The sequence below is a fragment of the Shewanella decolorationis genome (assembly GCF_004354305.1).
Taxonomy (GTDB): Bacteria; Pseudomonadota; Gammaproteobacteria; order Enterobacterales; family Shewanellaceae; genus Shewanella; species Shewanella decolorationis.
Window position 1 is genome coordinate 3637378 of record NZ_CP037898.1, and the last position, 16234, is coordinate 3653611.

Annotated in this window: 13 protein-coding genes and 1 pseudogene; 4 read left to right on the plus strand and 10 right to left on the minus strand. The window is 45.6% G+C overall.

Going from position 1 to position 16234, the window contains the following annotated elements:
• Positions 1-47: 47 nt before the first annotated feature.
• The 5 genes from EYR25_RS16295 to EYR25_RS16315 form a co-directional block, all read right to left on the minus strand.
• Positions 48-530 carry an Atu1372/SO_1960 family protein gene (locus EYR25_RS16295; protein WP_023265684.1) on the minus strand — a complete coding sequence of 161 codons (483 nt, stop codon included), beginning with the start codon at positions 528-530 and terminating at the stop codon, positions 48-50.
• Positions 527-1531, minus strand: coding sequence for a glycine betaine ABC transporter substrate-binding protein (locus tag EYR25_RS16300; RefSeq protein WP_341785841.1), 1005 nt, complete (start codon positions 1529-1531; stop codon positions 527-529). Before EYR25_RS16300 ends, EYR25_RS16295 begins: the two co-directional genes overlap by 4 nt.
• Before the next feature lie 266 nt (positions 1532-1797).
• The gene (locus EYR25_RS16305) at positions 1798-2259 is read right to left on the minus strand and encodes a VOC family protein (RefSeq protein WP_133181468.1); all 462 of its coding nucleotides are present in this window, start codon (positions 2257-2259) and stop codon (positions 1798-1800) included.
• Between the two features lie 21 nt (positions 2260-2280).
• A complete protein-coding gene (locus tag EYR25_RS16310) occupies positions 2281-3459 on the minus strand; it encodes an L-dopachrome tautomerase-related protein (RefSeq protein WP_133181470.1) in 1179 nt (392 codons plus the stop codon).
• A 4-nt stretch (positions 3460-3463) separates the two neighbouring features.
• The gene (locus tag EYR25_RS16315; protein ID WP_023265680.1) at positions 3464-4075 is read right to left on the minus strand and encodes a YbhB/YbcL family Raf kinase inhibitor-like protein; all 612 of its coding nucleotides are present in this window, start codon (positions 4073-4075) and stop codon (positions 3464-3466) included.
• Between the two features lie 363 nt (positions 4076-4438).
• On the opposite strand from EYR25_RS16315, the gene EYR25_RS16320 reads away from it, so the two are divergent.
• Together EYR25_RS16320 and EYR25_RS16325 are read left to right on the plus strand one after the other, a co-directional pair.
• Entirely contained in the window at positions 4439-4768 is a 330-nt protein-coding gene (locus tag EYR25_RS16320; RefSeq protein ID WP_165953513.1) for a hypothetical protein, read from the plus strand.
• Between the two features lie 162 nt (positions 4769-4930).
• Positions 4931-5554: a LysE family translocator gene (locus EYR25_RS16325; protein WP_133181474.1), complete on the plus strand. Its 624-nt coding sequence runs from the start codon at positions 4931-4933 to the stop codon at positions 5552-5554.
• A gap of 109 nt (positions 5555-5663) precedes the next feature.
• Here the strand turns inward: EYR25_RS16325 and EYR25_RS16330 are convergent, their stop codons facing one another.
• Complete coding sequence (locus EYR25_RS16330; RefSeq protein ID WP_133181476.1) at positions 5664-6929, minus strand: GNAT family N-acetyltransferase; 1266 nt, start codon at positions 6927-6929, stop codon at positions 5664-5666.
• Between the two features lie 109 nt (positions 6930-7038).
• Between EYR25_RS16330 and ggt the strand changes: the two genes are divergently transcribed.
• Positions 7039-8778: a gamma-glutamyltransferase gene (gene ggt / locus EYR25_RS16335; protein WP_133182919.1), complete on the plus strand. Its 1740-nt coding sequence runs from the start codon at positions 7039-7041 to the stop codon at positions 8776-8778.
• 259 nt (positions 8779-9037) lie between these two features.
• Here the strand turns inward: ggt and EYR25_RS16340 are convergent, their stop codons facing one another.
• Positions 9038-11131 (minus strand): TonB-dependent siderophore receptor, encoded by a 2094-nt coding sequence (locus EYR25_RS16340; protein WP_133182921.1) that lies wholly within the window; start codon positions 11129-11131, stop codon positions 9038-9040.
• Positions 11132-11487: 356 nt separating this feature from the next.
• Here EYR25_RS16340 and EYR25_RS16345 point away from each other — a divergent pair, with 356 nt between their 5' ends.
• Positions 11488-11703: a hypothetical protein gene (locus EYR25_RS16345; RefSeq protein ID WP_133181478.1), complete on the plus strand. Its 216-nt coding sequence runs from the start codon at positions 11488-11490 to the stop codon at positions 11701-11703.
• 361 nt (positions 11704-12064) lie between these two features.
• On the opposite strand, the gene EYR25_RS16350 is transcribed toward EYR25_RS16345, so the two are convergent.
• From EYR25_RS16350 to EYR25_RS16360, 3 genes and pseudogenes are all read right to left on the minus strand, one after another.
• The gene (locus EYR25_RS16350) at positions 12065-13042 is read right to left on the minus strand and encodes a transposase (RefSeq protein ID WP_133181480.1); all 978 of its coding nucleotides are present in this window, start codon (positions 13040-13042) and stop codon (positions 12065-12067) included.
• A gap of 87 nt (positions 13043-13129) precedes the next feature.
• Positions 13130-13489, minus strand: a pseudogene (locus tag EYR25_RS16355) (transposase); the annotation flags it as partial.
• 914 nt (positions 13490-14403) lie between these two features.
• A complete protein-coding gene (locus tag EYR25_RS16360; protein WP_133181482.1) occupies positions 14404-16005 on the minus strand; it encodes a dipeptidase in 1602 nt (533 codons plus the stop codon).
• Positions 16006-16234 lie beyond the last annotated feature (229 nt).

Sequence of the window (16234 nt, forward strand, 5' to 3'; positions counted from 1 at the left end):
ACAAAAATGAGTCGAAGGCGACTGAAAGCGCCGCCCAGCGTAAAGCGTTAGTCGGCATACAACTCAGCAAATAAATAGACTAAACATAAGCTGTTTAAGGGCATCACAGGATTAGTCCAAATCATCCGGCTATGTCGCCCAGCCTCGCCAAACACTTGCAGTAGCAAATCAGAAGCACCATCTAATGCTTGTGGATGCTCACCACAGGATTCGTGGACACTTAATACCCCCTCCAAACGATAAATTTGCTTGATCCGCGACAACTCACCGCACGCCTGTTTAAGCTGAGCAATAGCATTGAGCGCCGCAAGCCGGCAGGCCGCATAACCTTCAAGCAAGGTATGGTCGCGCCCAAGCTGCCCTTTATACATCAGCTCACCATTTAAGTAAGGAAACTGCCCAGAGGTCATCAGTTGCGAGCCAACAATCACATAGGGTTCATAATGCCCCAGGGCATTGGCGACTTCGGGCAAAGCAATCCCAGCCTCTGCAAGCCTAGTCTCTGGTGTACAATGATTAGGCTTGCTCATAGTGTGGCCTTCTTTATCATCTGCGTTAACAGTGGCGTAAGCCAAGCCGTCAATACTGCGGGATTGTTCGTTAAAAACTGTGATGCAACTTGATCTTCGCTTAATCCTAAGCGGTTCACACCATAATCTAACTCGGCAACAATTTGATTAGACAGTGTTATGTTATCTAACACGGTAATTTGATCAGGAGTAAAGTGCTCGATTAACTTATCCTCCCTTGCGAGCAATACGGCTCTGTCTTTGCCCCCAAGCAATCCCTTAACATCCTTAAGCTCACGAATTGCATATTGGTGATGTAAAAATTGTGGATGCCAGAGTGGCACAACGACCCACTCTTTTACCGACACAGCTGACTCAAATGCCGCGACGCAATCAGCTTGAGTACCCGTTCTAAACTGATAGCCCGCTGCGGTTAATTGGTATTCACGCATGATATTTTTAGAGAAACGGGTAATACCCGCCCCCTCACCAATACCTTGAATCATCGGCCGCATCCGTTGTTTTACCTCAGGTTTTAGCAGATCTTCGATGCGAGAAACCGCATCCTCTAGCACATAATCTGGAACTCCCCAGAGTGCGTACGGCTCGTAATGTAGTCCCAATTCTCGCGTTGCGACTTGGGTCTCAACATCCTGCTGATAAACGCCATGACTGTGAGGCAACCAAGCTGAGCTCAACAAATCTATCTGCCCAAGCTTGAGCCGATGAAAATTTGCCTCGTGCAACGCATAACTTATTTCAACTTGTTTGCCCATTAACCGCATTACGTGGGCAACAACTGCCGCCGTTACTCGATGAAAACTTAGATCTGTAACACCTAACTGGATCAGTTGCCCTGAGGCCTGCATCTGAGGCTTTTGACCATGTTCATATTGATTTTCTTGATTGATATTCGGTAAATTCATCGCTATCGCTCCGAGGCTTAATAAACTAGATGAGGCCATGCCGCCGACACTTAGTGCCTGTAATAATTGTCGACGCTTTGGGTCGATTGCTGTCATTTATACCAATCACATTAAATATCTAATCAGTTCAGAGCCTCACAGGCATCTCAATCCAAGGCGCATTGACGAAGAAATGGTTATTCCCTTTTAAGTCAATGTAACACGGGAGTGAGATGCCTGTGTGGCTCCCGAAGGGCGGGGTTGAACGGGCTTTATACTGCGTTTAAGGCTTTCGACAGAGCGCCACTATGTCTTCAAGCCTTCGCCTTGTCTAAAGCCCGTTTAACTCCCACTGAATGAACAGATATTTAATACGATTGGTATTAGGCTTCATCCTCAGGTAGAATCGCGAGCCTTTCCATTGCAATCCCGACCACAGCATTATCCCTAGAGTAAGGAAAAATCATTTCCACTGTGATACCGTTTGGATCTTCAATAAATAATTGATGCTCAAGAATTTCTGGAACAATTCGCTCCCTAAACGGGTATTTTAGTTGGCATAAATGCTGCTGCATTTGCGCAAGATCTGTCCCTCGAAACGATAAATGATCGACTCGACCAGAACCAAACTGGGCTGGACTTTCTCCTAAATAGGCATCCAAGGCCCGGCTACCGACCTCCACTAAATGCAGCACGGGTTTATCTGCCGCATAGAGCCAATGTCCAGGAAAGCCAAACCGAGGTCGCCATCCCAGTGTTAAACCCAACACATCTTGAAAAAACGCGACGGTTTCGGCCAACTTCGGGGTACGGATGGTAAAATGATCTAATCCAACAATGTTCATATGACTTTCTCCCTGTGAGTGTTAATTGCCAGGCACACCAGCAGCTAAGGGTTTAAAACGAAAGATATAATACGGCGGGTAGTTTTCTGCTTTGCCATGATTCAACGCCGCGGATAGCGGTAATTGTGCTGCGCCCGAATACAGGTAGCCGTCTTTGCCAAAGCTCACGCCATCGGGCCAAACCATACGCTCGTCATAGGCATAGGTTTGATACTGGCGCGAGTTCGCAGGGATGATGCCAATAGCACGCTCACCCACTTCGGTAAGGTAAAGATTATTAGCAGCATCAATGCTGAGGCCACCGTTGTTAGGTTTGTCGGCGTAGGCTTCCACCTTGGCAGATAAAGCTTGAGGGCTTAAATCCGGATTGAGCAAATCCTCCATTGCGACTCGGTAAACTTTGTCCTTGTTCATTGGTGCAAAGTAAAGCCAATGCTGAGCGCTATCTAAAGCGATACCATCGGCGCCAACATATACGTCAATTTGTTTAGGTTTGGCGCTGTGGCTATCGATAATAAGTGGCCGCTGCAAATCAGGCATCACACTGTTATCACCTTGCAATACCCGGCGACTCTTACCCGTGGTGAGATCAACTACGACTAACGCAGCTTTATCACCAATAGGACCCGTCGCAATGCCTTCGTCCGCGATGATGATGGCTTGATGGCGAGATGAAATCACAAAGTCATTGTGCTGTGACTGAGGGATCGATACGGGAAAAGGCAGATGAATAATCCGATCTAACTGATTTTTACGGGTATCCCACGCCACCAACTTAGGTTCGATTCGAGGCTCTGCTTGACCCGAGTCAAGCAGCCATACTTTATCTTGATTGTCGGTGCGCAGCCCTAAAACCCAATTCAAGCAGGTATCGGGATCTTTGGGTTTACCTTGAGGATCATGACATTGCTGCCAATCTGAGTTCGGAAAGGGAGTGACCTTACCGTTAGCCAGCAATTCCCCCACCTTGATATTTGGTTGATAGAAAGGATGGTAACTAAAGATAAGCCTATCGGTTGAGGTAAAACTAATGCCACCTACGGCACCATCGAGGCTGGCATAAACCTCAGGTTGAACTTGAGCAATGGCCTGTTGATCAGGCTGCTGTGCTATTACTTGTGATGCAACCAACACTTGGCTTACTAATAACAGATTAAGCACAAAGGTTTTATGGTAAGAACGTAATGCATATTTGTTCATTGGTTTAACCCTCTTTCGAACCCGCTAAGAAGGTCAAACTGGCTTCACCTAGCCTATGCTGCCACAGATAAAACCCAACTAAAGCGGGAGTAGCATTGGCATCTATCGGTAATTTGGCCACATCTAAAGCATGAACAGTCCACACATATCTATGCTCACGACCTTTAGGTGGGCAAGGTCCAAAAAATCCCGGCTTACCTAAATCCGTATTAGCTTCAACAGCATCAGCAGGCAATTCACCGCCATTGACGCCACCTGCTAATATATTGATTTCTTTTGGAATATTATAGACTACACGATGCCAAAAACCACTGCCCGTTGGGGCATCTTTATCATAAAAAGTCATCGCAAAACTTTGGGTGCCCTTAGGGGCATTCTCCCAAGTTAAAGAAGGTGCGATATTTGCGCCTGAACAGCCAAAGTTATTCCAATAATAATCGGCAGGAATTAACTCGTTAGCTGTTAAATTACTTTTTAAGTTAAACGGGGTTTGTGAACTCTCTAATAAGGTTGTTTCAGTCGCGTTAGCTTCCGCATTAATACTGGCCATATTAAAAATAACCACTGTTGCAACTAGTGAATATTTAATCGAATAACCAATTGAAAATTTTTGCATAATAAGATCAACTCACAGTAAAAAGTGTCATGATGATTAAGCATAACCTGGCTCAAAATTTTGATAAGCCACGCTTTACTGATATGAGTTTCAAAAATTATTAGATAATCGCCATGGATGAATCCTTAAAAAATAGGTTATGCTGCTTTATCAGAGGCACTATTTAACGTATTCGGCCTAATGTTATCTGGGAATATAAACAGTTTTTATCAAAAACCTTTATAATTAATGGAGGATAAATCTATGGTATCAACCCGCTACCAACCTTGGTTTCCCCTTGAGCGCAGCCTAAGCCCTTATCCTCTGATTAACTGCCAACTCAATAACTTATCGTTAACACTTAGTTGGCAAGGACAAAGCGGCATGCCTCTAGCCATGGAAATTTGTTTTCCAACTATCGCAGGGCTTCAAATCATTGATGAGTCCAGCTATCAAACCTATTGTCATCAACCCAATAATAACGAAACAGCATTCCCTTTAGAGCAAGAGTTAAATATTGATTTTATCAAGCGTGATGACTTTAGTTTGCCTTGGCCAGCATGGAAGTCGGTAAAAAATGCAAGGCTACATTGTTATGGGCAGTTAGGTGAGCATATTTATCAAAATTTATATAGTTATTATATTATTGGCCAAGAGACAGTTTATTTAATTGATACAGAATGCGAACCTGTAATTACTCAGTTATTGATTTAACTATCATTGCTTTCATCAATTTCAGCATATTACCCTTATGCTTACAGCCGTTTGTAACAGTAAGTAACATAATCGAAAGAAAGCCTGAGCACTGATCCGTTGCTAAATCAGTCATTTTGATTACACTAGCGTTCCAGTTATTTCACATCGAGAGCCAAAAACATGCCAGACTTTGCCTTACTTGCTGTTTTTATTCCGACTTTTTTCTTTGTTTCTATCACCCCCGGTATGTGTATGACACTCGCCATGACGCTTGGGATGAGCATTGGTGTGCGCCGTACCCTGTGGATGATGCTCGGCGAACTTGTTGGGGTAGCCTTGGTCGCGACCGCTGCGGTCATGGGAGTGGCCAGCATTATGCTTAACTACCCTGAGGTTTTTCAGATATTTAAATGGGTGGGCGGCATCTACTTAGGCTATATCGGCGTGCAGATGTGGCGCGCCCGAGGCAAGATGGCCATGCTTAGCGATGATGACACTAACCCAAAAGCCAGTAACTTTACGCTGATTTCACAGGGTTTTATTACCGCCATTGCTAACCCTAAGGGTTGGGCGTTTATGGTGTCACTTCTGCCGCCATTTATTAATGCCGAACGCGAGGTTGCGCCGCAACTTCTTGCCCTCCTAAGCATTATTATGGTGACAGAGTTTACTTCCATGTTGGCCTACGCCAGTGGCGGTAAGAGTCTGAGAATATTTTTAAGTCGCGGCGATAATATTCGTTGGCTAAATCGTATCGCCGGTAGCCTAATGATTGGCGTTGGGATCTGGTTAGCGGTGAGCTAATCAAGTATTCACTCTTGAGTGATATGTACTTAGCACATCACTCTTTTATGTAGACCCATTAGCGTCGCAGCAACGCATTTGTTGACGCGACGCTTCACTTTGGTGGTGGTTATTGGCCCTTTTTATAGGGCAACACTTCACACATCTGCTGCATATATACTTGCATTTGCGCGGCTTCCTCCTCGGTAAACTGTGCTATTGCTCGCTTAAAGTCAGGATGGGCAATATTGTGATAGGAATAGAGTGCCACAGGCTCAAAACCGCGCAGCACTTTATGTTCCCCCTGCGCGCCAGCATCAAAGATATCAATGCCATGGGTGATACAGTATTCGATGCCCTGATAATAACAGGCCTCAAAGTGTAATCCCTCAAGCTCAACAATACTGCCCCAGTAACGACCAAACAGGCATGTCTGCCCCTGCTCGTTGCGCCCCGTAAAATACAGCGCGCCCGCTAACATCTGCCCTTTCGCATCACTCACAACAAGCAAGACAATTTGCTCGGCCAACCGCTCGGCAATCATGTTAAAAAATGTTGGAGTTAAATAGCCCCTATGGCCGGAGCGCTTAAGGTAAGTTAATTGATAACATTCAATAAAATGCTGCCATTGCTGACGGCTAATCTCCGCTCCCGCGACAAATTGATATTGCAATCCATAAGGTTGGAGCTGAGCGCGCTCCTTGAGGATGTTTTTACGCTTACGGGAAGTCAGCACCGCTAAAAAGGCTTCAAAATCCTTATAGCCACGGTTATGCCAATGGAACTGGGTGCTTAAACGCCGAAGTGCTGTGTGATTAGATGCCTCTGAAAATAGCGCTTGCTGCGAAGACGAGACAAATAAACTATGCCAAGAAGACATAGGCGCATCCGCATTCGCTAATTGCTCATTTAAACACGTAAATACGACGCGACTTAGCTGCTGCGCTTCCTCTGCCAAAAGCGTAGGCGATAACCCCAACCGCCGCCCCTGCACCGGCGTAAACGGAATGGCATTTAACAATTTAGGATAATATTCAAGGCCATGGCGCTCATAGGCCTGCGCCCATGCCCAATCAAACACATATTCACCATAGGAGTGGGATTTTTGATAGAGCGGCATCAAAGCCAGCAGGGGTAAATCGATAAAATCAGCGGCATCTTTTGGACTAATGATGATATCAGCCTCAAACTCTTGCGCAAATTCACTGCCAGTGGCGTCGTAAACACACAAATGATGTGGCCGCCAGCCCGTTGCGGCACAGGCTGACAAACTCTGCTCTAAGCTGAGGAAATAAGCATGCTGGCAAAAGGGATTGTCCTTCCCCATCAATCGATCCCAGCTATTAGCGTCAATACTCTGCGCCGCGCTGGCAAAGGCCAATATCAGTTGTCTCATTCGTTGAATTCTTATCCGTTAAACACACTAAGCCAAGATCCAAGGTTGCAATTAAGCCTAATTCTCGGCACATTGCATAGTCAAAATGAAAATAAATTCAGGATTGAATATGCGCCGCGCAGTACCTTTTAGACCTCTTATTCTCGCCATCGCCATGGCACTGCCTTTGTTGTCATCGCCCACTCTCCATGCTGATGAGCCTTCGATTTTTAGCCAAATGGCCACGGCACAACCCGTATGGGCAAAACATGGTATGGTCGCCAGCCAAGAAATGTTGGCCAGTCGCACAGGGGTTGAGATCTTGAAACAAGGCGGTAATGCCGTCGATGCTGCGGTGGCGGTCGCATTCAGTTTAGCCGTCACTCTACCCCGCGCGGGCAATATTGGCGGCGGCGGATTTATGCTTGTCCATCTAGCCAAAGAAAATAAAACCATTGCCATCGATTACCGCGAAATGGCACCTTCGAAAGCGAAAAAAGATATTTTCCTCGATGAGAATGGCGATGCGGTGACTAAATTAAGCCGTGAGCATGGCCTGGCTGTCGGCGTACCCGGCACTGTAATGGGCATGAGTTTAGCCCTTGAAAAATATGGCACTATGACCATGGCGCAAGTCACTGCGCCCGCCATCAAAATGGCGCAGGAAGGGATTAGCGTTAGCCCAGATTTGGCGGTATCCCTTGCAGGTTTAAAACGCCGCATGAGCCAATGGCCAAGCACGGCGGCTATCTTCTATAAGGCCGACGGTAGCGACTACCAAGTAGATGATATTTTAAAGCAGCCAGAACTTGCCCACTCCCTGCAACTCATCGCCGAGAAAGGCACCAAAGGGTTCTATGAAGGTGAAACCGCAGAAAAGCTAGTTAAGGCCGTGCAAGACGCTGGCGGTATCATGACCTTAGAAGATCTAAAACACTACAAAGCCGTCGAGCGTGAACCCGTTCGCGGTCAATACCGTGGATATGAGGTGGTTTCTATGCCACCGCCGTCCTCAGGTGGCGTGCACATTATCGAAATGCTTAATGTGTTGCAGCAGTTCCCTATCGATCAATTTGGCCACAATACGGCGCAAACCATTCATGTGATGGCCGAAACAATGAAGCATGCCTACGCCGATCGCAGCGAGTATTTAGGCGATCCCGATTTTTATAAGGTGCCCGTCCAGCAGTTAACCGATAAGCATTACGCCCAAAAGATTGCCAGCCAAATTGCGCTAAACAAAACCACGCCTAGTACCGAAATTAAACCCGGTAATCTAGCACCCTATGAGAGTGATCAAACCACCCACTTCTCTGTGGTCGATAAATGGGGCAATGCGGTGTCTAACACTTACACCTTAAACTTTAGCTACGGCTCGGGTTTAGTCGCCAAAGGCACGGGAATTTTACTCAATAACGAAATGGATGATTTTTCCGCTAAACCCGGCACGCCTAACGGTTATGGCTTAGTGGGTGGCGATGCCAACGCGGTGGAAGGTAATAAACGTCCGTTGAGTTCAATGAGCCCCACCATAGTGATGAAAGACGGTAAACCTTTCTTAGTGACAGGCAGCCCTGGCGGTTCACGCATCATTACCACCACGCTGCAAATCATTATGAATGTGATTGATCACGGTTTAAACATTGCCGAAGCCAGCAATGCCGCGCGGGTACACCACCAATGGCTCCCCGATGAGCTTAGGGTCGAAACCAGCCTGAACCGCGATACTATTTCGTTACTCGAAGCCAAAGGGCATAAGGTGAAAGTACAATCGGCCATGGGCAGCACTCAATCCATTATGGTGACTGACCAAGGGATTTTTGGTGCCACCGATCCCCGTCATTCGGGTAGCGAAGCCGTCGGTTACTAATCACTGATTGGCATACAAGCGCTATGTAAATGGTATGGATAGGAGTGATAAGGCTAATTGCAAAGCAGCTCGATATTAAGCATTCAAGCTAAGCCGCGGATATTGACGTTCTCAGTAAAAATCTAATGAACAACAAAAGCAGGTTAGTATTTTTAGCAATGTTGGGCGTTACATTCACTAATCTCCTATCACTTCGTAATGTTAATGCCGTGTCTTAATAGACACGGCATTAACGGCTCTAGCTTACAGGAAAGAATATTTAAAAGTTGTAGCTTAGGTTTAACTCTATTTTCCTAGGTTCACCGAAGAAACCTTGGTTGTAAAAATCAATGCTGGAGTAATATTTTTTATCAAATAAGTTATTGATATTTAATTGGACTTTAGCATGATCCGTCAGTTGATAGCTTGTCATCAGATTGACTAGGTAATAGCTATCTTGCTCGGAACGCTCGCCATTAGGACCCGCTTTATCTTTGTAAATTTTACTCTGCCAGCTTAAGTTACCACCGACTGTCAGATCCGCGAGTGCACCATCAAAGTGATAAAGTGAGGATAAACGAATCAGATCCTTCGGTAGATGAGTGCTAAAGGCTGCCCCGTCTTGATCTTCCGATGTACTATGGGTATAGCTGAAAAACAGATCCCAATTTTCTGTTGGTTTACCGTTTAGCTCGACTTCATAACCTTGGTTACTGGTTCCGTCCACTCCACGCATTGGATAGCTACCATCGGGTAAAGGCGTGGGATAATTTGGGTCACGTTCTGCCACATTTTCCTTTTGCACTTTAAATACGGCGACACTGGCAGTCAGTTTCTCATCGAAGAAATCCCCTTTTGCCCCCAATTCAATATTGTTCCCCGTCATGGGATCTAAGCGCTTATTGTTCGCGTCTTTTGCATCCTGTGGCTGGAAAATTTCGGTATAACTGGTGTAAATCGAGATGCTATCGTTCAGGTTGTATATCAGGCCGGCATAAGGTGTAAAAACATCGCTATTGTTGTAGTCATCAGCCGCGTTTGATTCAAATTTATATTGGCTAATGCGGCCACCCAATAATAACATCCATTGATCATGTAAATTAATTTGGGTCGCGATATAGGCCCCTTTTTGCGTTTCCTCACCTTCCTGATAGATTGGCGTCGACGGGTAATTAGGTTCGGCAATTGAGCCATCCCATTCGAAGAAGTTACCAATACTTATGCTATTCAACGGGTAATAGGAATCTGCGGTTGTGTCTTGCTTAGAATACAATAAACCTGCGGTCAATTTATGCTCGCGACCAAAGAGCTCAAATGGCCCTGAGGCAAATAGCCGTGCGGCATCTTGTTTACGGGTCGATTGGTAGATCATCGCCGATGCCCCCATTCCTAACCCTGTCGTTTTATCCGGCGCGCCATAAAGATAAAGCAAGTGTCCGTCCATCTCATCTTCACGATGTTCGACGTCAAATTTAAGGTCCCAATTATTATCAAAATCATGTTCAAGCGTGGCAAAGACATTCGCGCCATTCCGTTGCCAACTCGACCAAGAGGCAGCCGTTGTGGTCGAGCGAGGGAGATCATTGGCCAAACTGCCATCAGCATAAAATAGCGGCAGACCACCCCAAGTTGAGCCTTTTGGATCTCGGTCACTGTAATCGGCACCTAGGGTAAATAAGGTACTGTCACTGAGTTTTGCCGTTACAACACCATAAATTTGGAGGTTTTCATCTTCGGTAAGATTAATGTAACTATCTGATTTCTCATAGGCAGCGGCAAAACGAGCCTGCACGGCACCACTATCCGTCACATCAACAGAGGCATCGCCTTCAACGCGGTAGCTATCCCATGAACCGACTTTTGCGCTGACATAACCACCAGGTGAAGCTTTAGGCCGTTTGCGGATAAGGTTAATGGCCGCCGATGGTTCACCCGCCCCCGTTAAGAGTCCGGTTGCACCACGAACAACCTCTACGCGATCAAATAATATGGTGTCGGTTGAAGCGTCATTAAAGAAACTCGAATAGTTAACGGGCACGCCATCAAACTGAAAATTGGTAATGGGATTTCCGCGGGAGCTAAAGAAATAGCGATTAGTTTCAGCTTTTTGAGCATAAACCCCTGGGGTTAAAAACATTAAATCGGCAACACTATCCAGTGAGAAACTCTGAATAAACTCTTGATCGATAATGGTAACTGATTGCGGAGTTTCCCTAAGAGTTAAGGGTAAACCTGTTGCCGTTGCGGCCTTATCTAAACGACTCCCCTTGATACTAATGACCTCAATATTGGTCGCGGACTTGTCTTCACTTGCGTAGGTGCCTGGTACGAATAAAAAACTCGCAATGAGTGTCGCTAACAGCGTTTTTTGCATCATGATTCCCCATCATTGTTGTTTAAGAAATGCATTTTAATTGAAAATAATTATCAATACACATTCTTGATAACAATTCTCATTACATTTACATTCACAAGTTGTAAAAATGTTGGGAGCATCACATGCTAAAGGCGAGTCCTCATTGTTGGTCGATGTTGCATGGCTAGGTAGCATCGCCATCTAAATTTATTCGATATCGTCTGCTTTATCGGTATGTAGGTTTTACGCTGCAAAAAATGAAACTCACCTTCAGTCCACCGCCATAGCACTCAATCATGATAAATAAGATTGACTCAGCCTTAACTCGCTCTTTATTATCAAGCTCTAACATATGAATTAAAAAGGAATTTATTGTGTCAATTGTATCGCTGATTTTGCTATTGCTCTTCGCTAGCATGATGTTTTTCGGTATGTTGAGTTATTCACTCGGGCGCAAAAAAACGACAAACCCTAAGCTCACAGGGATGCTAGGCGCAGTACTGGGATTATTCCCGTTATTGGGCGTTATTTTCTTGATTGTCTTAGTGCTAAAGGCAGACATTACAGTCCCGAGCTTTCCCCAAGGATAATAATCTGCTCTAGCTAAAATGCGGTTAACCTACCTGAATTTATTCCAACAGTTAATTTAGCTCGACCATATAGTCGTAAATCTAGCCACCCGTAAATCTAGCCACCCATTTCACCCGTAAATCTAGCCGCGTAAATCTAGCCACCCATTTTAAATCAAAAACTTAATGCACTTTATGTTTGCCTACAACTTGTCCGAGTTAAAATGGTTTAAATAGGGGCCATCAACAATCGTGGGGACAGCATCTAAGGCAATAAATTGCGCTAATTCCTTCAAAAATGGGGTATTTCAGACGAGATAAGTCATCCCTTAGTGCTTGGGATGTATTCTGGATGGGGCTTTTGAAGTGATATAAACAGTTGTCAGTTACTGTAAAAGTGCTGGCAGCATTTAGCAAAATGCCGTCGTCGCTTTTCTAAGTGTTCGCAGTAATCGGTCAGTTCTTGCAATGTGCCTACAGGACCATGAAATAGCTTGCCAAACTCGGTGGTCAGCTTGAGCCAATTGTCATGGGGGATATTTAATCTGTTCAGTATCTTGGTACTACTTTCACTGATGTATCCACGTTTATCGTTGCGAATAATTCGGCCGGTATCATCCACCAACTGAAGGTAATCTTTTAATGAAAACGCAATGCCATTGGGTTGGTCGTCGCACTCGTTACCAATAAACGGCAGGAGATTGCTTGGCTGCTCACCTTTTAATGCGGCCCGAATACGCAGTTGAATACTGGTATGGTCGGATTGTTCTGGTGTCTCAGCGAGTTGCGCTCGAATCGGATTTAAATCAACGTAAGTCATACAGGCTAATACCGCAGCTTCATCGAGTAGAGCTTGCGATTTGAATCGCCCCTCCCAGAAGCGACCTGTACAGTTATCCTCTTGGTTTGCTTGTCTTGCAATTGGTTCGTTGAGGCAGCGCATAAACCATGAGATATCGCATAATCGACTGCGATAAAGAGCGATTGAGTGCTTTAATCTGCTCACCTCATGGGCTTCAACTAACTCACCTTTCACGAATTTTTGCGTTAATTCATCGCCTTTAAACAACTTATGCCACTGCTCAAGCACTTCGCGGTCTGTCCAACGATTGGCCGTCTCGATATCGACTCGCAGCACCACATGCAGATGATTCGACATCACCGCAAAGGCTGCGATATCAATGGCAAAAACCGCTTCCAGTTCAAACAATAATGACTCTACCCAAGCGCGGCGATGGTCATAGTTTTTACCCGAGTAACTATCATCACCACATAAAAATGCCCGCCGCACCACGCGGCTACAGCAATGGTAATAGGGTGTGTCTTCAAGACTTATCTGAGTTCGGCGAGGGCGCGGCATACAAACCTCCTTGTTCAATGCCTAACCAAAGCATAGTCGGAGGTTAGCTACGTCGCCATTAAGGCTGGGTGTCCAAGTTTTGTTATTGTTGACCTCATGGGCTTCAACTAACTCACCTTTAGCGAATTTTTGCGTTAACTCATCGCCTTTAAACAACTTATGCCACTGCTCAAGCACTTCGCGGTCAGTCCAACGATTTGCCGTCTCGATGTCCATCCGCAGCACCACATGCAGATGATTGGACATCACCGTAAAGGCCGCGATATCAATAGCAAAAACCGCTTCAAGTTCAAATAATAATGACTCTACCCAAGCGCGGCGATGGTCATAGTTTTTACCCGAGTAACTATCATCACCACATAAAAATGCCCGCCGCACCACGCGGCTACNGCAATGGTAATAGGGTGTGTCTTCAAGACTTATCTGAGTTCGGCGAGGGCGCGGCATACAAACCTCCTTGTTCAATGCTTAACCAAAGCATAGTAGGGGGTTAGCTACCGCGCTATTGAGGTTGGGTGTCCATGTTTTATTCTCCGAGAAACACCACAACACTTTTACCGCGATTTAGCACTGAATCGGCTTCACTTAAACTTAAATATCTACGTCCCATTAATCTTCACCTGTCACATAACATTTTATTAGTACGCATGCGCGTTTACTTCGTTGGATAAGTGAAAACGCGAACAGTTAACTATCTGTATGTAAAAAACTTATCAGCTTTCAGACAAATACACTATCTGGAAAACGCGCATGCGCGTTTTCCAAACCGATTAACTTAAAATCAGCCACTATAGTTAATTGATTTTATAGAGTTTTACTTATTGCGGATGGAATTAGTGTGCACTGTTCTTGTCTTAAAATCATACAAAAACACCTAAATTTAAATATGACTCTATACCCATACATTGTTAGTCGATTTCTGGTAAGGCCAAACATAGGCAAATAGGTAAGAATTTGTAAGGCAACAGGTGTGGGAGTTTTCGATTGAGCTAACAAGCCGAAATACGAAATGGGGCATGAGCTTTTTAGCCGGATAAACTATTCAATGGTCGTAAAGATTGTCATTGTTGCAACTGTGACCGTTGGCGGCATGGATGCCGCCGTCGAGCCCTCAGGGAGGAGTTTATGGCGTGTCACAGGGGAAACAATGACAATTCATCCTGCACACCAGACGACAAACTTACTAGTTTTGGGGCAAAAGCTTTTAGCCAGATGAACTGTTGTTATCTTGTGTTAACGATTAAAAGCAATGGCGGTTATCTCGAATTAACCGCCATTGACTTATAAACATGCGAAGTAAACCTCCCCCACTCTCCAAAGTATTTCACCCATAGCTTCAATTAATCACAATTGAAAACGCACTAGTTTGCAGCGGTTAACTCAATAAAGGCGGCGGTGTACATTTTCAGATTCAGAATAAACTGTTTATGGGTAATAAATTCTTTCTCTGTGTGGCCAGTGTATTCCACACCCGGCATGGCGGGGCCAAAACTTAAGGCGTTGGGGAATAACTTACTGTTGGTTGAGCCGCCAATGGCTACAGGTTTGGGTGATGCTATGCCGGTAAAATGGGCAAACACATCGAGTAAGGTTTGTTGATGGGGTGCATCCTTCATCACCATAGGCTCGCCCCAATAACTTTCCACATCGATAAGAGTCACTTGATGCTCTGCTTGCCATTTGTTCAATGCATCCTTGGCTTGGGCGGAGAGTAACTCAGGCGTTTTGCCCACTGGGCGACGTAAATTAATGGTGACTTCCGTCCCTTTACTCGTTTGCGCAACGACTGTGGGAGCCAGCGTTAAGGCGCCCATAAAATCATCTTTATAGGCCAGTTCACCAAACTGCTCGGCATAAATCCCCAAACCCACTAACTCATTCATAGCGGCGACAGTGAGTGCCGCCGTGGTTTTAGGCCAAGTATATGGCTGCAGTAACGCGGCCAAATGCGTTACGGCATTTACCCCATCTTCAGGCGTAGAGGAATGAGCCGCCTTACCGTCGGCAAAAATATGCAAGTCGCATACGGCCTGCTCGCAAGTTCGCTCGAATCGATACTTCATCCCCTGCTGGTTGGCGGCGCTCGTTTGTAATTGTTCAAACAAGCTTGGGGTGATGGCATGAATTTGCGCCGCGGCTTGCTGCGGCACTTGGCTGGCAAAATAGCCGCCGGAGAATGCCGTTAGGCTAGGGACATTCGTTGCCGTGCCCAGCTCCTGCGTTGACTCGATATTCGGTACCGTAAAGCCAATCTTACTCCAACCCTTTTCGGCGGTGACCACTGGATACTCGGCATCTATGGTGATATTCATCTGCGCTGGAGTGTAATGGGCTAAAAAGGCCTTTAGCGGATCCCAATCGGACTCTTCAGCTAGATACACCAACAGTTCAATGCGTTTTTCCCGTTTGAGTTGTTTATCTTTGATGGCCTTCATCGCATACATGGCGGTGACAATCGCACCTTTATCATCTTCGGTGCCGCGACCTATCAGCTTACCAGGTTCAGACTCGGTATCCAGCACATAGGGACTCTTAGTCCAGAGGGCGGGATTGGCGGGTTGCACATCGCCGTGGGTGACGATTCCTAATTTCTCAACCTGTGATTGTTGTGCATCGACAGCATTAGCATCGAGGCCAATCAGCACCACATAACCGTGGTCGGCATAATCGAGTCCGAGTTCTTGGCTCAAGCTTTTTAAACTCGACTTAAAACCAATAAAGGCGGGGTTGGTATCGGGCGTTTTCCCCTCAACCGCTTGGGTATTAAAACTGATTAAATGCGCCAGACTCTCGACCATCTGCGTGTCATAGGTGCTCACCGCATAATCGGCCACCTTAAGCGCATCTTGGCTAAGCGTGGTTGGCGACGCTGCTGCTTGCGTCGATGTCCACAGTGCAGCGGCTAATAGGGAATAAGAAAAACGACGACAGAGGCGCGTATAGCTAAACTGAGGCAATTCCATAGAGGTCCTATTTATTATTTGTATGATTAGGGACTTACATTAAAACGCATCAAAGCAATGGCTTTATCCCTTGCCAAATATTGCCTTGATACGCGGCTCAGTTTGCCATAGTTCTTCGATTAAAAACCGCAGACTAACCATTTGTTACAAACAAAACACAAAATCGATGGAACCCTTAGTCGGATACATGCTAAACAGTCACCTTAAAATAATATTAATGGTTTGCAGT